Origin of the sequence: Citrobacter amalonaticus, assembly GCF_018323885.1 — a bacterium.
Lineage (GTDB): Bacteria > Pseudomonadota > Gammaproteobacteria > Enterobacterales > Enterobacteriaceae > Citrobacter_A > Citrobacter_A amalonaticus.
The window spans coordinates 2,239,537-2,257,671 of sequence record NZ_AP024585.1; the positions used below are offsets into that span (position 1 = coordinate 2,239,537).

Annotated in this window: 17 protein-coding genes; 5 read left to right on the forward strand and 12 right to left on the reverse strand. The window is 53.0% G+C overall.

Going from position 1 to position 18,135, the window contains the following annotated elements:
* The first annotated feature begins 56 nt into the window (after positions 1-56).
* A complete protein-coding gene (gene bioD, locus KI228_RS10540; RefSeq protein ID WP_043000756.1) occupies positions 57-752 on the forward strand; it encodes a dethiobiotin synthase in 696 nt (231 codons plus the stop codon).
* 81 nt (positions 753-833) lie between these two features.
* On the opposite strand, the gene osmV is transcribed toward bioD, so the two are convergent.
* From osmV to KI228_RS10590, 10 genes are all read right to left on the reverse strand, one after another.
* Positions 834-1,979, reverse strand: coding sequence for an osmoprotectant ABC transporter ATP-binding protein OsmV (osmV, locus tag KI228_RS10545; protein ID WP_141227515.1), 1,146 nt, complete (start codon positions 1,977-1,979; stop codon positions 834-836).
* Positions 1,979-2,626 carry an osmoprotectant ABC transporter permease OsmW gene (gene osmW, locus KI228_RS10550; RefSeq protein ID WP_043000754.1) on the reverse strand — a complete coding sequence of 216 codons (648 nt, stop codon included), beginning with the start codon at positions 2,624-2,626 and terminating at the stop codon, positions 1,979-1,981. The genes osmV and osmW overlap by 1 nt, the downstream gene beginning before the upstream one ends.
* 9 nt (positions 2,627-2,635) lie before the next feature.
* Positions 2,636-3,538 carry an osmoprotectant ABC transporter substrate-binding protein OsmX gene (gene osmX / locus KI228_RS10555; RefSeq protein ID WP_061070153.1) on the reverse strand — a complete coding sequence of 301 codons (903 nt, stop codon included), beginning with the start codon at positions 3,536-3,538 and terminating at the stop codon, positions 2,636-2,638.
* A gap of 28 nt (positions 3,539-3,566) precedes the next feature.
* The gene (gene osmY / locus KI228_RS10560; RefSeq protein ID WP_043000752.1) at positions 3,567-4,277 is read right to left on the reverse strand and encodes an osmoprotectant ABC transporter permease OsmY; all 711 of its coding nucleotides are present in this window, start codon (positions 4,275-4,277) and stop codon (positions 3,567-3,569) included.
* Between the two features lie 293 nt (positions 4,278-4,570).
* Positions 4,571-5,185, reverse strand: a complete 615-nt coding sequence (dmsD, locus tag KI228_RS10565; protein WP_061070152.1) for a Tat proofreading chaperone DmsD — start codon at positions 5,183-5,185, stop codon at positions 4,571-4,573.
* Between the two features lie 42 nt (positions 5,186-5,227).
* Complete coding sequence (locus KI228_RS10570) at positions 5,228-6,085, reverse strand: dimethyl sulfoxide reductase anchor subunit family protein (RefSeq protein ID WP_061070151.1); 858 nt, start codon at positions 6,083-6,085, stop codon at positions 5,228-5,230.
* Between the two features lies 1 nt (position 6,086).
* Positions 6,087-6,704, reverse strand: coding sequence for a dimethylsulfoxide reductase iron-sulfur subunit DmsB (gene dmsB / locus KI228_RS10575; protein ID WP_141227516.1), 618 nt, complete (start codon positions 6,702-6,704; stop codon positions 6,087-6,089).
* Between the two features lie 10 nt (positions 6,705-6,714).
* Positions 6,715-9,150 (reverse strand): selenate/tellurate reductase subunit YnfF, encoded by a 2,436-nt coding sequence (gene ynfF / locus KI228_RS10580; RefSeq protein ID WP_141227517.1) that lies wholly within the window; start codon positions 9,148-9,150, stop codon positions 6,715-6,717.
* 271 nt (positions 9,151-9,421) lie between these two features.
* Positions 9,422-9,730, reverse strand: a complete 309-nt coding sequence (locus KI228_RS10585) for a DUF1161 domain-containing protein (protein ID WP_080343316.1) — start codon at positions 9,728-9,730, stop codon at positions 9,422-9,424.
* 169 nt (positions 9,731-9,899) lie between these two features.
* Positions 9,900-12,488, reverse strand: a complete 2,589-nt coding sequence (locus KI228_RS10590) for an autotransporter outer membrane beta-barrel domain-containing protein (protein WP_081097271.1) — start codon at positions 12,486-12,488, stop codon at positions 9,900-9,902.
* 600 nt (positions 12,489-13,088) lie between these two features.
* Here KI228_RS10590 and KI228_RS10595 point away from each other — a divergent pair.
* A complete protein-coding gene (locus KI228_RS10595) occupies positions 13,089-13,799 on the forward strand; it encodes a YnfC family lipoprotein (protein ID WP_043000746.1) in 711 nt (236 codons plus the stop codon).
* A gap of 16 nt (positions 13,800-13,815) precedes the next feature.
* Here the strand turns inward: KI228_RS10595 and speG are convergent, their stop codons facing one another.
* Positions 13,816-14,376: a spermidine N1-acetyltransferase gene (gene speG / locus KI228_RS10600; RefSeq protein WP_043000745.1), complete on the reverse strand. Its 561-nt coding sequence runs from the start codon at positions 14,374-14,376 to the stop codon at positions 13,816-13,818.
* A 33-nt stretch (positions 14,377-14,409) separates the two neighbouring features.
* Positions 14,410-14,751, reverse strand: coding sequence for a DUF1283 family protein (locus KI228_RS10605; RefSeq protein ID WP_044326672.1), 342 nt, complete (start codon positions 14,749-14,751; stop codon positions 14,410-14,412).
* Positions 14,752-14,903: 152 nt separating this feature from the next.
* Here KI228_RS10605 and KI228_RS10610 point away from each other — a divergent pair, with 152 nt between their 5' ends.
* The 3 genes from KI228_RS10610 (at position 14,904) to KI228_RS10620 (ending at position 18,110) form a co-directional block, all read left to right on the forward strand.
* Complete coding sequence (locus tag KI228_RS10610; RefSeq protein WP_043000743.1) at positions 14,904-15,230, forward strand: YnfA family protein; 327 nt, start codon at positions 14,904-14,906, stop codon at positions 15,228-15,230.
* 269 nt (positions 15,231-15,499) lie between these two features.
* Positions 15,500-16,714 carry a starvation-sensing protein RspA gene (rspA, locus tag KI228_RS10615; protein ID WP_043000742.1) on the forward strand — a complete coding sequence of 405 codons (1,215 nt, stop codon included), beginning with the start codon at positions 15,500-15,502 and terminating at the stop codon, positions 16,712-16,714.
* Between the two features lie 58 nt (positions 16,715-16,772).
* Positions 16,773-18,110 carry an MFS transporter gene (locus tag KI228_RS10620; protein WP_043000741.1) on the forward strand — a complete coding sequence of 446 codons (1,338 nt, stop codon included), beginning with the start codon at positions 16,773-16,775 and terminating at the stop codon, positions 18,108-18,110.
* The last annotated feature ends 25 nt before the right edge of the window (positions 18,111-18,135 follow it).

Here is an 18,135-nt window from a genome sequence, read left to right on the forward strand (position 1 = left end):
CTCCACTGTATTATTTTCCTGGCTTATATTTTCGAAGCATAACGGTGGAGTTGGTGATGCTGAAGCGTTTCTTTATTACAGGTACAGACACTTCTGTTGGGAAGACGGTTGTTTCCCGCGCATTGCTACAAGCGTTAGCGTCGGGGGGGAAAAGCGTTGCAGGATATAAACCGGTTGCGAAAAGCAGCAAAGAGACGCCCGAAGGGTTGCGCAACCGGGATGCGCTGGTGCTGCAAAGCGTGTCGACGTTGGAATTACCCTATGAGGCGGTTAACCCCATCGCCCTGAGCGAAGATGAAAGCAGCGTGGCCCACAGTGGCCCAATCAATTACACCTTGCTTTCTAACGGGCTGGCTAGCCTGAGCGAAAAGGTTGATCATGTCGTGGTTGAAGGCACGGGTGGCTGGCGCAGCCTGATGAACGATCTGCGTCCACTGTCCGAATGGGTGGTGCAGGAGCAGTTACCGGTGTTGATGGTGGTCGGTATTCAGGAAGGCTGTATTAACCATGCGCTGCTGACGGCTCAGGCGATCGCCAATGACGGTTTACCGCTGATCGGTTGGGTCGCTAACCGTATTAATCCGGGTCTGGCACATTACGCAGAGATTATCGATGTACTGAGCAAAAAACTGCCAGCACCGCTGATTGGCGAACTGCCTTATTTACCGCGTGCCGAGCAGCGTGAACTCGGACAGTACATTCGCCTGTCAATGCTGGGTAGCGTCCTGTCGGTCGACAGAATCATGGCGTAACGTCCCCGACAGGACAGACGCAAACACAGGACATCAATAAACCGGGGAGCAGACGATACTCCCCGGTCATTTCACAAACCCTCACTCTTCGTGAATGTTCAACGCCCGGCGGGTACGTCCGGAACTGAGATAATCGGCGATGTAATCCTGTGAGATCTCACCGTTGTAGCGTCCTTCCTCGTCAACGATCGGCATCCAACTGGTATTACTTTCATACAGTTTGGAGAGCACAATCCGCAGGTTATCTTCGGCTTTACCGGTAATACGGAAGGGATGAATGATATCTGCGCAGGTGCCGCTGGCCTGGCGCGCCTCGCGACATTTCACAAAGCCCAGTGGTTTTCCTTCGCCATCCACCACCGTAATGGCGCGAATATCGTTGTCATCCATAATGCCAAAGGCTTCCTTCAGCGACGTGGACGGCTGAGCAGTCAGCGTCGGTTGTTGATCGGTCACATCGCCCGCCGAAACCAGCAGCAGACGCTTAAGCGTTCGATCCTGACCGACGAATGAACCGACAAAATCGTTGGCCGGTTTGGCCAGCAGTTCATCGGGGCTGGCGCACTGGACAATCCGTCCCTGACGGAACACAGCAATGCGATCGCCAAGTTTCAGCGCCTCATCGATATCATGACTCACCAGCATCACGGTTTTTTTTAGCGCACGTTGCATCTCAAGGAACTGATTCTGGATCACTTCGCGGTTGATGGGGTCGACGGCGCCAAACGGCTCGTCCATCAGCAGGACCGGCGGATCCGCCGCCAGGGCGCGAATCACGCCAATACGCTGTTGCTGACCGCCGGACATTTCTTTTGGATAGCGATGCAGAAACTTTTTGGCATCCATCGCCACCATCTCCATTAATTCTTCGGCGCGGCTTTTACAGCGGGCTTTGTCCCAGCCCAGCATGCGGGGGACGACCGTGATGTTCTCTTCAATCGTCATATTGGGAAACAGGCCAATCTGTTGGATCACATAGCCAATATTACGGCGCAGGGTCACGGTATCCATCTCATTGGTATTTTCACCGTTTATCAGGATGTTGCCACTGCTCGGGGTAATCAGACGGTTAATCATCTTCAGGGTGGTGGTCTTACCGCAGCCCGACGGCCCCAGCAAAACACACATTTCTCCCTCCGGCACGTTCAGATTAACGTTATCGACGGCCTTCAGCGGCTGACCCTTTTTCTGTGAAAATTGTTTGGTGAGGTTTTCCAGTTTTATCATTATCGTATCCCCTTAGGTGTCAGAACGACTTGCAGGCGGTGTAACAGCCAGTCGAGCACAATCGCTAAAAAACAAATCATCAATGCACCGGCAATCAGCATGCGAATGTCGCTGCCGCCGATGCCGTTCAGTAACAGTAATCCCAGGCCGCCTGCGCCAATCACCGCGGCAATTGCCATGACGCCGATATTCATGACCACGGCGGTGCGGATACCGCCGAAAATCACCGGTAATGCCATCGGGATCTCCACCCAACGCAGGCGCTGCCAGAAGGTCATGCCGATACCGCGACCCGCTTCGCGTAAGCCCGGCGGGAGGTTGTCCAGCGCGGTATGGGTGTTACGCACGATAGGCAGCAGCGAGTAAAGAAACACGGCGGTAATGGCGGGCAGTGCGCCAATTCCGTGACCGATCAGCGAAAACAGGGGGATCATCAACCCGAACAGGGCGATAGAGGGAATTGTCAGCAGCAGCGTCGCGACGCTTAACACCGGCGTTGCCAGCCATTTGTGGCGGACAATCAGGATCCCCAGAGGCACGCCAATCACAATCGCCAACCCAACCGCCAGCGCCACTAGCCACAGATGCTGATAGGTGAGCATCGCCAGATAACCCGCGTTATCCATCATGTAGTGAATCGTATCCATATGCGCTCCTTACAGCAGGTTCTTTTGTTGCAGGAATTCACGAGCAACCTGCTGAGGTGACTGGTGATCGATATCAACCTTCGCATTCAGCGAACTGATCACGTCATTGTTCAACTGGGCCGAGAGGGTATTGAGCGCCTCAGCAAGTCCCGGATGGGCTTCCAGCGTCTCTTTACGCACCACCGGCGTGACAGCGTAACTTGGGAAGAAGCCCTTATCATCCTCCAGTACTTTGAGATCAAACCCTTTCACACGGCCGTCAGTGGTGTAGATGAGACCGGCGTCAACAAAGCCATCGCGTACGGCGTTGTAAACCAGTCCGGGGTCCATCTGGCGGATTTGCGGCCGGTCGAGATCCATCTGATAGGCCTGCTGCAACGGCTTCATTCCGTCGCTACGTCCGGCAAATTCCAGGTCGAGACCCAGCAGCCAGTTGTTATCGGGATCGGTCTGGCGAATGTGTTCAATTTTCGCCACCATCTCCGACATGGTGTTGATGTTCTCCGCTTCGGCACGTTTGCGCTGCATGGCGAAGGCGTAGGTGTTGTTCATATCTGCCGGTTTCAGCCATACCAGTCCCAGTTTGGCATCAAGGCGTTTTACCGTGTCGTATGACTCCTGCGGGCTCATTCGCTTATTGATGTGGTTGAAAATAATCAGTGAAGTGCCGGTGTATTCCCATGTCATATCAATCTGTTTATTGATCATCGCATTACGCGAAATCACTGTGGCGATATTGGTCTGCGGCTGAACCTGAAATCCCTTTTTTTGCAGATACTGAACGGTCATTGCCGAGAGAATGTGCTGCTCGGTAAAACTTTTGGTGGCGAGAATAATCGGGGCCGCCTGAGCCTGGGTGCTGATGAACAGCGCGGCGGTGAACCATCCCAGCCATTTTTTCTTGAGATTCATTTAGCGCTCCTTGTTCTTATCATTGCCATCAGGCCGTATGTGGGCTCAGGACGCGCCCAAGCCAGGCGAGCAGACTGTCGAGGATCAGGGCGAATAGCGCGGTGGCGGTGGCTCCCAGAATCAATGTCGGGAAGTCGTTAAGATAGATGCCAGGGAAAATCAGTTCGCCGTAGCTGCTGGCGCCAATCAGAAACGCCAGCGGGGCAGTACCGACGTTGATCGCCGTGGCAATGCGGATCCCGGAAAGTATTACCGGCCAGGCGTTGGGGATTTCTACCTGACGCAACCGTTGCCATTTCGTCATACCGATGCCGTTTGCCGCTTCAATCAGCGACGACGGTACAGAACTCAATCCTGCCCAGGTGTTACGCACAATCGGCAGCAACGACGCCAGAAACAGCGCAACGATGGCAGGCATGTCACCAATGCCGATAATCACCATCGCCAGCGCGAGAACGGCCAGCGGGGGCAAGGTATTGCCAATATTGAAGATCTGCATGACATATTCGGCAATACCGCGGGCGGCGGGGCGACTAAGCAAAATACCGCTTGGAATACCGACCAGCAGGGCAAAAAACATCGAGGTAAGGACTAAAATCAGGTGCTGTTGACCGAGATAAAGCAAATCAACCTGACGCGATTTGAGGGTATCGATGCCAATTCCCCATACCAGCAGCGCCAGTAGCAGAATGATGGCAATACTAAAGCCCAGCACGCGGGTTAACGTGGATGTGTGCATTGCAGTGTGTCTCCCTGTTTGCATGCGTTATGGCGGCGAAAAATCGTCGCATGTTGTTATGCCATGGTTTGGCAGGGTGTTTTGAGCTATAGCAACAGGGTGGGAAGGATTCCAGCGGGAAGGTGAATTAGATACGCAGACGATTAATCGGCAAACGCGATTTGGCCTTATGCCGTAAAGGATAAGCAGGGTATGTAAAGAATTGTCTTAAAAACCTGAAATAAAAGTGACGCTGTAACATTTTAAGGTAATGCAGGTATCAGAAAAGGCAGGAAAAACCTGCCTTAAGAAGGTTAGCGGTAGAGCGTTTTTTCTGCCACCGGTGTCAGCAACTGAGACCGCCACTGTGCCAGGGTGTGATGCGCCAGTTTACCGAGTGCCTGATAAAAAGGATGACCGGCGTTCTCAATAAAGACGTCCAGAAAGCGGGATGACCAGGGGAACAGATGCCACGCCAGCAGTTGTTCGCATTCGCTGTGTCGGCCACTTTCCGCCAGCCACGCCGCCATCAGTAACAACGAGCCGAAATGATCTTCGGGTTCGTTCTGCTCTGTCTCGACGTGAATACCGTTGTCGCGCATCCACTGACGCAGGGCCAGCGTCGATTCGCCAAACAGGACATTTTCACGATCTAGCCAGACCGATCCCCAGGGCGGCGACGGTAACGCGTAGGGTCCCACGAACAGGCGCTGGAATGCCTCGGGAAGTGACTCATCGCTGACGCGTGTAAAGTCCGTTGCCAGCGGGGACAGGGTTTCCGCTGCCAGCGGCCATTGTGTCTGCCAGTCATCAGCGGTTAACGCAGACACCAGAGGCGCGGCTTCGGCGCTGTCGGGGGCGTAGTAAAACAGCGCCCCCAGCACGCGTGCCGTCATCGCAAAATCATCACGTTGAGTAAAATCAGTCATCTGAAACATCCTGAAAAGTGCGGGTTTCCCCGCACGGATTTGTTAACCTGCCACCGCCATACCGACGGTCATATGCAGGCCATAAAACAGGCCGCGGCCAATGATTTCGCCGCCAAGCACGAGGAGCAGCCCCAACAGCAACCCGGCGACATGCGGCTCTTTACGGCGTACCAGCGGGCAGATCCAGCAGCCCAGTCCGGCAGCGACCAGCACCACGCGCCATACCTGCAGAGAGGCGTAATCCGGCACCAGCGCGGAAGCCTGCTGAACCGAACTGTGAATGGTTGCCAGCGACATGCCCTGCAGGACGATGACCGCCACGCTGACCAGTAGCGCCAGCACGCTGATACTGGCAAACAGGGTTCCATTAAAGGTGACACGGGACGCCCGCAGCAGCAATGCTGCGAACAGCGGGCCGCTGAGCAACACCGTCATGAAGAACGCCAGCGTCGTATAGCCAGTATACCAGGTCGGCACGGTATCGATCAGGTAAACCCGGGTCATTGCCCAGACGAAGACGACCCCCAGTACCATACTGACCAGCAGCCAGAGTTTACCCAGCGCGGGCGGCATTTTACCCAGAACGGCGACCAGCCACCAGATTCCACCCACCGCGAAAAAGACGGAGCCTGCGGCGATTTCATTGCTCAACCCGGATGCGCCAATGCGATTGAGTGAGTTGAATGCCCGCATCGGCGACCCCAGGTGCATGATTGACGCCAGGAATCCCAGCCCCATCACCAGCCAGAGAAAAAACATGCTGCGAACCAGTCGTTGCCGGGCGGCGGCATCGTCTTTCATCGCCAACCAGCCTGCTCCACAGACAATCAGCGCGCCCACGACGCACTGGCCGAGTACCGTAAACAGCACCAGCGGCCATTCATGCCATCCATTTCCCATTTCAGACCTCCTTCGGATTCGCCAGATAACCGGTGGTATCCCCGGTCGGGCGGCTGTTGGCATTCGGTTTAATTACAATACTCGGTTTGGTGAAGTGCGCGCCTGGAAGCGGAGCAACCGCAGCCAGATCGCCGTGTTTCTGACGCAGTTCGTCAATCGGACCGAAGTCCAGCGCCCGCAGCGGGCAGGACTCCACACAGATAGGTTTCTTGCCGTCCGCCACGCGGTCATGACAGCCGTCGCACTTGGTCATGTGACCTTTGGCGGCATTGTACTGCGGCGCGCCGTACGGACAGGCCATATGGCAATAACGACAGCCGATGCAGACATCTTCATCAACGACCACAAAGCCGTCTTCCCGTTTGTGCATCGCCCCGCTCGGACAGACCTTGGTACAGGCCGGATCTTCACAGTGGTTACAGGCAATAGAGAGATAGTAGGCAAACACGTTCTGGTGCCAGACGCCATTGTCTTCCTGCCAGTCTCCGCCCGCATATTCATAAATGCGGCGGAAGCTGACGTCCGGGGTTAAATCCTTGTAGTCCTTGCAGGCCAGTTCGCAGGTTTTGCACCCGGTGCAACGGCTGGAATCAATAAAAAATCCATACTGAGTTGTCATCGGTTACTCCTTAGACCTTTTCAACCTGAACAAGATTACTGTGCGAAGGATTGCCTTTGGCCAGCGGCGAAGGGCGGTGCGACGTCAGGATGTTAATGGAGCCGCCGTGGTCTATTTGATCACCAAACATGTCGGCTTTGAGCCACGCACCCTGACCGATGGCCGTGACACCGGGCAGAATGCGTGGGGTCACTTTGGCAGGGATCAGCATCTGACCGTTATTGTTAAACACCCGGACGGTGTCGCCGTGTTGAATCCCACGCGCACTGGCATCGATCGGGTTAATCCAGATCTCCTGTGGGCAAGCTTGTTGCAGGACATCAATGTTGCCGTAACTGGAGTGAGTGCGCGCCTTGTAATGGAATCCGGTGAGCTGCAGCGGGTACGTTTTGCGGATCGGATCGTCCCAGCCGTCAAAACCGGGTGCATAGGCGGGCAAAGGATGGATTATCTCATCCTGCTTCAGTTCCCAGGTATTGGCGATAGTGGCCAGTCGCGCAGAGTAAATTTCAATTTTCCCTGACGGCGTTTTCAGCGGGTTAGCAGTGGGGTCTTCACGGAAGGCGCGGAAGGCGACGTAATGTTCTTCCGGGCATTTTTTCTTGAAGATACCGGTTTGCTTCATCTCTTCGTAATCCGGCATTTCTGGATTGCGTTCTTTGGTCTTCGCATGCAGGTATTTCACCCATTCATGCTGCGAGCGTCCTTCAGTGAATGTCTGGTAGACGTCCGGGCCGAGTCGGCGGGCGATTTCACTGAGCATCCAGTAGATCGGTTTTCTTTCAAACTTCGCTGAAGTCGCGGGCTGACCGAGGATCACATAGCCCATGTTGCCGGCGGATTCGTGAGAAATCAGGTCTTCCTGCTCGGTCGGCATTAAATCCGGTAGCAGAATGTCGCAGTACTTCGCCGATGCCGTCATGAAATGTTCGATGCCGACAATCATTTCGCACTTGCTGTCGTCCTGTAGCACGTCATGAGTGTGGGCGATATTGCCATGCTGGTTAATCAGCGTATTACTGGCGTAACACCACATGAATTTGATAGGAACATCCAGCTTGTCTTTACCACGCACGCCGTCGCGTGTGGCGGTCATTTCGGTGCCGTGATCGATAGCGTCGGTCCAGGTGAAGACGGAGATTTGCGTTTTCACCGGGTTATCAAGCATCGAAAACCATTCCACACCGAGATCCCAGGTGCCTTCACGGACGCCTGAGTTGCCGCCGTTGATACCGACGTTACCGGTGAGCACCGACAGCATGGCGATCGCCCGCGCGGTTTGCTCGCCGTTGGAGTGACGCTGAGGTCCCCAGCCCTGGCAAATATAGGCCGGCTTCGCCGAACCAATTTCACGCGCCAGTTGAATGATTTTATCCGCCGGAATACTGGTGATATGAGAAGCCCACTCCGGTGTTTTGGCAATGCCGTCCGGGCCTTCACCGAGGATATAGGCCTTGTAATGCGCGTTACGCGGCGCGTCGGCAGGCAGGGTGGTTTCATCGTAGCCGACGCAATATTTGTCGAGGAACGGTTTATCGACCAGATCTTCCGTAATCAGCACCCAGGCAATCGCAGCCGCCAGTGCGCCATCCGTACCGGGGCGGATGGGCAGCCATTCGTCTTCACGTCCGGCGGCGGTGTCGTTATAGCGCGGATCGATCACTATCATTCGCGCATTTGAACGTTCGCGAGCCTGTTCAACATAATAAGTGACGCCGCCGCCACTCATGCGGGTTTCCGCTGGGTTGTTGCCAAACATCACCACCAGTTTCGTGTTGGCAATGTCATCCGGGCTGTTGCCATCGTTACTGCCAAACATGTAGCTCATGGCGGCGCTGATTTGCGCGGTACTGTAACTGCCATAACGGCTAAGATAGCCACCACAGGAGTTCATCAGACGGTAAGGGACGTTGGAGTTGGTAATGTTGCCGCCGTCGACACCGGTGCCGTACAGTACGTGAACCGCCTCATTGCCATACGCTTTCAGGATCCGCTTCAGGTTGTCGCCGATGGTATCCAGCGCTTCATCCCAGGAGATACGCTCAAATTTCCCTTCGCCGCGTTTACCAACACGTTTCATTGGATATTTCAAACGGTCCGGATGGTTCATGCGGCGACGTATTGAGCGACCGCGCAGACAGGCGCGAACCTGGTGGTTTCCGTACTCATCGTTGCCGGTAGTGTCAGATTCAACCCAGTAAACGGTGTCATCTTTAACATGCAGACGCAGCAGGCAGCGACTTCCGCAGTTGACGGTACAGGAACTCCAGACCGCTTTTTCTTCGACCGGCGCTGGCGTCATGCCGTCGGCGGCGCGGGCGATACTGGTGAAAGGAAGGGTGAAAGCGCTACTGGCAAGCGCAAGGCTGCCAATAGCGGATGATTTCACCAGACTACGGCGGCTGATATTGGCCTTCATGAGGGCCTCAGGCGTGGTGATTTTCATGGTTGCTCACTTTGCTAATGTCAAAAACTGGCCTGGTTGCTTCCTTGTCCGGGGAACAGCCATTCGCATTTTTTCTGTTTTAATCAACGTGGTGTGGAGGGCGTTGTGCAGATGCCGCACCTTCAAAACAGATCGCTGTATAATATTTTCTATATCGATATCAGAGACATGCTAAACAGAAATGAATTTTACCCCTTAATGGGTAGGGGTTATTAATGCATATCAAAGTGAGGGGAACCCTCCGTTGCCGGAGGGGAAAAAACAGGCGGAATTACTGGGGTTCGGCGTTGGCGCCTTCCTGAGAAGGCGTGGTGCTGGCAGGGGCATTACCACTGCTGGTCCGGGTGTAAAGAATTTTATGTGTGTCGTTAGCGCAATGTCCGACGACCTGTGAATCCGGTTGGTCAGCCTGATCGTTTGGCACAATACTCAGGGTGAAGTTGGCCTCCGGCACGCCGTTATTGATGATGCGCTGCTCAATATCACTCTTGACGCGTTCGCAGGAGTCAGGGGCGGCAAAAACCAGCGGGGAGGCGGTCAGCAGAATGCCTGTCAGTAGTCCTCGGGATAATTTCATCATCAGCTCCATTGTTGAGATGCTCATAATAAGCATAGCATTGCGAGTGTAAGCATTTGTCATGGCCGCCAACCTGTTGATGAATCTGAAAGATCGCTTTGCTCCCTAAAAACACAAACCCTGACAAGGTCAGGGTTTGTGATAAATCTCCATGTCGCCATGGGGGAAGGGATTAGAAGCTGTATTTCAGCCCCAGCATACCTTGCGTATCTTTATAACCGTTATCGCCAATCTGTTGGGCAACGTTACCCCACAGGGTGACGTTCTTCGTCAGTTGGCCTTCAACACCGGCTTTCAGCTCGCCAATATTGCGGCTGCCTTTCACGTCGTTGCTGATGTCATCCATCTGCACGCTGTAATTCTGCGTGTTGTGGACCCAGTTGACTTCGACGAACGGCTGGAAGGTGCGGCCTTTGCCGTCATCCATGGCGTTATGGCCTTGCAGGTAGGCTTTGACGCCAAGACGCGTTTGCAGGTTGCCGTCGGTTTTATCCACCACCCGGGTGCCGTTTTTCTCAACGTGCGTATCAGCCTGCACGTCCATCCAGGTGATTTGCGCTTTAGGCTGGATGTACAGCGCGTTACGCTCGCTGAATTCGGCCAGTTTCCAGGTGTAGCCTGTTTCGACAGAGGCGGTGATGCCGTCTGAATCATACTTTTCAGACGCCAGACCCTGTCCGGACACGGTGTTATCAAACCAGTTGTAGAGCAGCCAGCCATCGACATACGCACCGGTTTTATCGGCGTCGTTGGCATACCAGGTGCCGTACAGACCGGCGCTGTAGCCGCTGATTTCCCCGCGAGAGGTGTAGCCGGTCAGGCTGGAGTGGCTGCGGCTCTTGCTGTTGGCGTAACCGGCCATCAGACCCAGATGCCAGCGATCGAGGCCGTCGGTGCTCCATTGCGCGATATCGCCGCCCAGTTGCATCACGTAGCGGTTACTCTGGGTGCTGATCTGCCCGGAACTGTCTTTGAAGCGGTTATGTCCGCCAATGTGGCGCATCCACAGGCTGGTGACTTTCTGTTCGCCTGTAAAGACGTCAGTGTACTGGGTTTCGCCCAGACGATCGTGAAGCCGGGTGGTGAACAGCGTGTTGGCGGCAAGGGTGTTCGCCAGATAGCTGCCGGTTTCCGGGCGATACTGATGTTCACCAGGCTGGGGAATAGGCTGCTCTGGCGTTTCTGGTGAGGCTGGCGCGGGTTCATCTGGCGGTAACGGATCCGGAATCGCCTCGCTGGTCAGATGCCAGTTCTGGTTGTTCTTTTTAATGATGTTGTAATCGTAAGCACCCGCGACGATACGACCTTCTTTGACGAAGGTCCCGTTAGAGGCACCTTCCACTTCCACAATGGGGATGCCTTCTACCGTCTGCGAACCGCCGCCGCCAGCGTTGGTGACGCTGACACGTGTAGTGCCACTGGTGTCACCACGGACAATCATTTTATCAGTCGCGGAAAGGTCATCACCCAGTACGGTACGCAAGGCCAGCAGACCGTTGTTACCCGCGTAGTTGCCCGCGATGGTTAACGTGGTCGGCGTAAAGGCCGCTCTGGCTTGTGATGGGGAGGAGAGCGTTACTGTACCTGCCAGATCCAGCGAGTTCAGGGTTTGCGAATAACCATTGAGATCCAGACTGGCGCCTTCGCTGACGGTGTAATCTGACGCGGCGCTAAACGTATTCTCCGCACCTGCGCGCAGCGTCCCTCTGGAGACAAGCGTGTTGCCGCTGTAGGTATTGGCTCCTGTGAGCGTGGTGATACCGGACCCAACATGATTGACTTCACCATTACCGTAGATTCGTGATGCCAGCACGAAGTCCTGACTTGAGTGGTTAAAGTTCAGAAGAGCGGTGCTTAAGCCGCTGTTATTCATTAGATAAATTCGAGACGCCTCAATGTTACCCGCCGCCTGTTCGGCTTCGCCCTGCGCGCCGCCGATATTTAAAATCCCGGTACTACCGTTGCCATAGGCGAGACGGATCAACGATCCGGACTTAACGGTTGCCCCATTGCTGACGGTGAGGATCCCCTTCGCGGTGTTATTCGCTGTAGAGAATCCGCCCAGATTGATGGCCGTTGCCACATCCAGGGTGGAGCCCGCGCCGTCGACCAATGTTTCACCAAAACCGTTGCGATTACTATTATCTGTCACGCCGACGTAACCAATACTCATGTGCTCCGTCGTTGAGAGTTTACCTCCATTGGTAATCAATAATTTACCGTGATTCTGATCCCCAACGATAATATGGTTGGTCGCAACGGATGAATTAGCACCGTCGATGGAAAGTAGACCCTCTCCCGTTTCGTAAAATTCGCCAACGCGTAATCCAGCAATACCGGTGATTTTGCTACCGTTATGTACATTCAGTATGCCGGTACCGCCCTCCAGACCAATTTGAATTAACGAATTATTCAGTTCCCAGGTTGCGCCATTGGTTAATGTCACGGAGCCTGTCGCCGCACGGCCAATTTCCGCCCCTGTTGTTGTCAGAATATCCCGCCCGTCAATGATCATTGATCCGGCGCTAGCGTCTCCAACACGTAATGTACTGAAGTTATTCCAGTAACTCTCAGTATTTTCTGTGTTAGAAAGGGTGAGTGTGTCATTATTATTAACAAGGACAATACTGTTGCCTCCGGTCGGAGGGGTAACAGCTAACAGATTGATATTATCCACATTCGCTGCGGCGGCAGTTTGTACAGCCAGTGCCACAGCGATTGCGAGCATTGATTTTGGGTGGTGCAAGTATTTAATTTTCATAATTGTCTCTTCCATAAGAGAGTGCCTGGTGTTGAAAATAACATTTCGTCTTTAAAACAATCTCTTAATGCTTTTATGTTGAACGCGATATAATATGTGTAAATAAATATTGTTTATCTAAGGCATATTTTATTTGCATCATTGAAAATAACGAAATGGTTTTATCTTTGAATTATTGGAACCTTTAATAGGTTTTATCTATTTAATATAATGTTTATTTTCTTATATAAGATCTTATATGTTTTTTTTGCAAGTAATATATCTTATTAAGGCTATTTAAAATAATAGGAATTGTACAAATAATTATCCTTATACAATGAGATAATGGATAGGCAGGATGAGTCATTTTCATTGTCAAAGGAATGACTCATCGGCTAGTCATTTGACGGGTAATCATTACTTAAATGCCACGAGGCGTATTTTTTAGGAATACTGTAAAAAACAGATACACATTAGTTTGATCTTGATCAATTAACGTGAGAGGAAACCGTGAATTCTGCTCACGATTTACCCTTGTTTATGCCACTTTCGCGCAGGTATACAGTAAACGACAGTCTTTGCTACTATGACTGAAGATCATCTTTTTCTCTTGGGGAACCTGTGAAAAAACAGATATTTCTTTTGTCGCTTGGTGTTGCGCTGGTGGGATGTGACAACAGCGCAACGCCGCTCTCCTTTACGCCGGAAATGGCCAGTTTTTCTAATGAATTTGACTTTGATCCCTTACGCGGGCCGGTAAAAGACTTCAGCCAGACGTTGCTTAATGAGAAGGGAGAAGTGACGAAGCGCGTCAACGGTACGTTGTCTGAAGAAGGTTGTTTTGACTCGCTTGAGTTGCACGATCTCGAAAACAATACCGCTGTAGCGCTGGTGCTGGACGCGAACTATTATCGCGATGCCGAAACGCTGGAGAAAAAGGTGCGTTTGCAGGGGAAATGTCAGTTGGCGGAACTGCCGTCAGCGGGTGTCGTCTGGGATACCGATGATAATGGTTTTGTGGTTGCGGCAACGGGAAAAGAGATGAAAGTCCAGTACCGCTATGATGCGGAAGGGTATCCGCTCGGCAAGACCACGATCAGCAAGGACCAGACGTTATCCGTCAGCGCGAAACCCTCGACCGATCCGCGCAAGAAGCTGGATTACACGGCGGTGAGTCTGCTTAACGATCACCCTTTGGGGAACGTTAAACAGACCTGCGACTATGACCGTCATGCCAATCCCACCGACTGTACGCTGGTGATCGTCGATGAAAGCGTCAAACCCGCGGTCGAGCACAACTACACGATCAAAAATACCATCGATTACTATTGAGAGGACCGCGCAGCGGTTACTGCGCGGTAGGTTTTAGCATCGTCGATCCCGGCGAGCGATGCTCTGCCAGGTACTGATGCTGGAAGATACACATCCGGATCGTATTGCGGTATTCCCCGTTGATAAAGAATTCATGAATCAGCTCGCCTTCGACCATAAAGCCCAGCTTACGGTAGATGTGGATCGCCTTCTCGTTCTCTTTATCAACGATGAGGTACAGCTTATAGAGGTTAAGTACGGTAAATCCGTAGTCCATCGCCAGTTTAGCGGCCCGTGAGGCGAGACCTTTTCCCTGGTATTCCGGGGAAATAATGATCTGAAATTCAGCCCGACGGTGGACATGGTTAATTTCAACCAGTTCGACCAGGCCCGCTTTTTCGCCATCACATTCCACGACGAAACGGCGTTCACTTTGATCGTGAATGTGCTTATCGTAGAGATCGGACAACTCGACGAACGCTTCGTAAGGCTCTTCAAACCAGTAGCGCATCACGCTGGCGTTGTTGTCAAGTTGATGGACAAAACGTAAATCTTCACGCTCCAGCGGGCGCAGCTTAACACTGAGGGCGCTTGTCATACTTAATCCTTAATGTCTTTTTAACGCGTTATATCAAGGGGCAATCACGCGACCGGTGCGACGATCCAGACAGCGCAGGGTGTTCGGTTCCCAGTACGCATTCAGGTTGGCGCTCTGTTCGCAGCTGTCGCGGTTATCAAAGGCGGCATCCGCTTTATCCCACTCTTTTTCCGCGCGTTTGTTCACTTTCTGACGCAGACTGCGCGTGTCATCCCACTGTTCTTTTTGCATGGCCGCCTGTTGACGGCTCAGGGCGCTATCGCCTGATTCAATCACCAGTCGGCTGGTCTCAGCCTGCGCGGTCGCGGTGTAGACGACAGCACCCAGCAGCAGCATTGCCGTCAGGCACAGGCGTTTGCGAAGCGTAATGTTCATGGCAAGTTCCTTTTATGAGCGACGCAAAAAGCATCATTTGCAGGCAAATTCTACACCATTCCTTGCGCAGGGCATACCCGCCGCAAGGTTATGGATAAGATCGGAGGATTATGGCGTATCATGCCTGAACCTCAGGTCAATGAACGATTCAGATGCTTAAAACCACGCTGCTTTTTTTTGCCACTGCGCTTTGCGAAATTATCGGTTGCTTTCTTCCCTGGCTCTGGCTGAAGCGGGGAGCCACCGTCTGGTTGTTGTTACCCGCAGGCGTTGCGCTGGCGCTTTTCGTCTGGCTGCTGACGCTGCATCCTGCCGCCAGCGGTCGGGTGTATGCCGCGTACGGTGGCGTTTATGTCTGTACCGCACTGATCTGGCTGCGCGTGGTCGATGGCGTCAAACTCAGCCTGTATGACTGGAGCGGGGCGCTCATCGCACTGTGCGGAATGCTGATTATTGTAGCGGGATGGGGGCGCGGCTAAGCGTTCTCTGCGCAAGATGTGTCATGCTCTTGGCGTATGACATGTGTCATTTCTCGTAAATCTCTCTTTATTCTTATTTAAATTCAATGGATTAATGTGTCTGATGCTTCTCTGTTCAGGCATCCGCCAGACGTTTTCCCTGAAAAGCCTCCTTTTTATAGCCCGTGATTTTTTGTGATCAAGATTGAAAAACAAACCGTTCATACTTGTATGGTAGTATATGTATTGCGTAGATTCTCACCATCACCACACAGAACCAGGAAGAAAAAATGAAGATTGTAGGGGCTGAGGTTTTTGTCACCTGTCCGGGACGTAACTTTGTCACACTGAAGATTACGACCGAGGACGGTATCACCGGTCTTGGAGACGCCACGCTGAATGGACGTGAGTTATCCGTCGCGTCTTACCTGAAAGATCATCTTTGCCCACAGTTGATCGGTCGTGATGCGCACCGCATCGAAGATATCTGGCAGTTCTTTTATAAAGGCGCGTACTGGCGTCGTGGCCCGGTGACCATGTCTGCTATCTCCGCCGTCGACATGGCGCTGTGGGATATCAAAGCGAAAGCCGCCAACATGCCGCTGTATCAACTGCTTGGCGGCGCATCACGCGAAGGGGTGATGGTTTATTGTCACACCACCGGTCACACCGTGGATGATGTGCTGGAAGACTATGCACGCCATAAAGAGATGGGCTTCAAAGCCATTCGCGTTCAGTGCGGCGTGCCAGGTATGAAAACCACCTACGGCATGGCAAAGGGAAAAGGGCAGGCCTATGAACCCGCCACGAAAGGACAGTGGCCGGAAGAGCAACTGTGGTCGACGGAAAAGTATCTTGATTTCACGCCGAAACTGTTCGAGGCGGTGCGCAATACGTTCGGCTTTAACGAGCATCTCCTTCACGACATGCACCACCGCCTGACACCCATAGAAGCGGCGCGCTTTGGTAAAAGCATTGAAGATTATCGCCTTTTCTGGATGGAAGATCCGACGCCTGCCGAGAACCAGGAGTGTTTCCGATTGATCCGTCAGCACACGGTGACCCCGATTGCCGTCGGTGAAGTCTTCAACAGCATCTGGGACTGCAAGCAGCTTATTGAAGAACAGCTCATCGATTATATCCGCACCACGATCACCCATGCGGGCGGGATCACCGGCATGCGTCGCATCGCCGACTTCGCTTCGCTCTACCAGGTGCGTACCGGTTCACACGGCCCGTCCGATCTTTCTCCGGTTTGTATGGCCGCTGCGCTGCATTTTGACCTGTGGGTACCGAACTTTGGCGTGCAGGAATACATGGGCTATTCCGAACAGATGCTGGAAGTCTTCCCGCACAACTGGACCTTTGACAACGGCTATATGCATCCGGGCGAGAAGCCGGGACTGGGTATCGAGTTCGATGAAAAACTGGCGGCGAAATATCCCTATGACCCCGCCTATCTGCCGGTTGCCCGGCTTGAAGATGGCACCTTGTGGAACTGGTAAGCTAACATTTATACGACACGGATGTTGTTCACCTCTGAACCAACGAAGGTAATTATTTATGGTTAGTTCCGTTGATATTAAAAATGATGTTGATAGCAAACCCGTAGTTCGTCGCGTCGCTTCTGCTTCAGCGATTGGTACAGCTGCTGAATACTATGACTTTTTTGCCTATGGCACTGCGGCAGTGCTGTTCTTTGGTCACCTGTTTTTCCCCAGTGACGATCCGTTAATCAGTACGCTGGCCGCATTTGCCACTTATGCGGTGGGCTTCCTGGCAAGGCCTTTGGGCGGAATTGTCTTTGGACATATCGGCGATAAAGTGGGGCGTAAAAAAGCGCTGGTTATCACGATACTGATTGTCGGGCTCGGGACATTCTGCATTGGCTTATTGCCAACGTACGAAAAAATCGGTGTCTGGGCACCCGTTCTGTTGATCTTCATTCGCGTACTCCAGGGGTTTGGTGTCGGGGGTGAACAGGCCGGGGCGGTCTTGATGACGGCAGAATATGCCGAACCTAAACGGCGCGGATTCTTTGCCAGTTGGGTACAAATTGGTGCGCCGGTCGGCTTTTTGTTACCGATGGCACTGTTTGCACTGCTCAATGCCACCTTATCTCCTGAAGCAATGATGGATTACGGCTGGCGTATTCCGTTCCTGCTTAGTCTGCTGCTGGTGATCGTTGGCCTGTTTATTCGCCTAAGAATCGATGAGTCTCCTGTCTTTGCGCAGATTCGTGAGACGAAAGCAGAAGAGTCCCGTCCACTCATTGAAGTCATCCGCGATTTTCCTGGCATTGTGGTAAAAGGCGTCTGCGCAAAACTGATTGAAGCCTGTACGTTTGCCATGTTCACGGTAATCGTCCTGGCGTACGGCAAAGCCAATAATCTGGATGCCAATATCTTAATGGAAACCATGATCATCGCGGTGGTGATCGAAGTGCTTGCCATACCCATGATGGGGGCGCTCTGTGACAAAATTGGTCGTAAGCCGGTGTATATCATGGGCGCGCTGATTCAGGTCATAATGATTATTCCGTTCTTCCTGGCCATTAATCAGGACAATTTCTGGCTGACGCAGCTGGTGATGATCATCGTCATTAGCTTTGGTCATAGCATGTGCTACGCACCGCAGGCATCGTTCTTCCCGGAGCTGTTCCCGACGCATATTCGCTGCAGCGGCATCGCTTTAATCTGGCAATTGGGTTCACTGATTGGCAGCGGGGTGCTGGGGCTGGTGGCAGTGAAGATTTTGCAGATGACCGGTGGGCATTACTACGGGTTAGCAAGCTATGTGATTGTTCTCGGCATCATTTCTGTTATCGGCTTGCTCATGATGCCTGAAACGGCGCCACAGCGACTCAAGCGTGAATACCAGGAGTGGCGCAAGCACGATTAAGAGGATTGTCACCTAATGGCTGCAG

Excerpts from the sequence above, each read along its gene's own strand:
- bioD (WP_043000756.1), top strand. The coding sequence starts at position 57 with ATGCTGAAGCGTTTCTTTATTACAGGTACAGACACTTCTGTTGGGAAG.
- osmV (WP_141227515.1), bottom strand. The coding sequence starts at position 1,979 with ATGATAAAACTGGAAAACCTCACCAAACAATTTTCACAGAAAAAGGGT.
- osmW (WP_043000754.1), bottom strand. The coding sequence starts at position 2,626 with ATGGATACGATTCACTACATGATGGATAACGCGGGTTATCTGGCGATG.
- osmX (WP_061070153.1), bottom strand. The coding sequence starts at position 3,538 with ATGAATCTCAAGAAAAAATGGCTGGGATGGTTCACCGCCGCGCTGTTC.
- osmY (WP_043000752.1), bottom strand. The coding sequence starts at position 4,277 with ATGCACACATCCACGTTAACCCGCGTGCTGGGCTTTAGTATTGCCATC.
- dmsD (WP_061070152.1), bottom strand. The coding sequence starts at position 5,185 with ATGACTGATTTTACTCAACGTGATGATTTTGCGATGACGGCACGCGTG.
- KI228_RS10570 (WP_061070151.1), bottom strand. The coding sequence starts at position 6,085 with ATGGGAAATGGATGGCATGAATGGCCGCTGGTGCTGTTTACGGTACTC.
- dmsB (WP_141227516.1), bottom strand. The coding sequence starts at position 6,704 with ATGACAACTCAGTATGGATTTTTTATTGATTCCAGCCGTTGCACCGGG.
- ynfF (WP_141227517.1), bottom strand. The coding sequence starts at position 9,150 with ATGAAAATCACCACGCCTGAGGCCCTCATGAAGGCCAATATCAGCCGC.
- KI228_RS10585 (WP_080343316.1), bottom strand. The coding sequence starts at position 9,730 with ATGATGAAATTATCCCGAGGACTACTGACAGGCATTCTGCTGACCGCC.
- KI228_RS10590 (WP_081097271.1), bottom strand. The coding sequence starts at position 12,488 with ATGAAAATTAAATACTTGCACCACCCAAAATCAATGCTCGCAATCGCT.
- speG (WP_043000745.1), bottom strand. The coding sequence starts at position 14,376 with ATGACAAGCGCCCTCAGTGTTAAGCTGCGCCCGCTGGAGCGTGAAGAT.
- KI228_RS10605 (WP_044326672.1), bottom strand. The coding sequence starts at position 14,751 with ATGAACATTACGCTTCGCAAACGCCTGTGCCTGACGGCAATGCTGCTG.
- KI228_RS10610 (WP_043000743.1), top strand. The coding sequence starts at position 14,904 with ATGCTTAAAACCACGCTGCTTTTTTTTGCCACTGCGCTTTGCGAAATT.
- rspA (WP_043000742.1), top strand. The coding sequence starts at position 15,500 with ATGAAGATTGTAGGGGCTGAGGTTTTTGTCACCTGTCCGGGACGTAAC.
- KI228_RS10620 (WP_043000741.1), top strand. The coding sequence starts at position 16,773 with ATGGTTAGTTCCGTTGATATTAAAAATGATGTTGATAGCAAACCCGTA.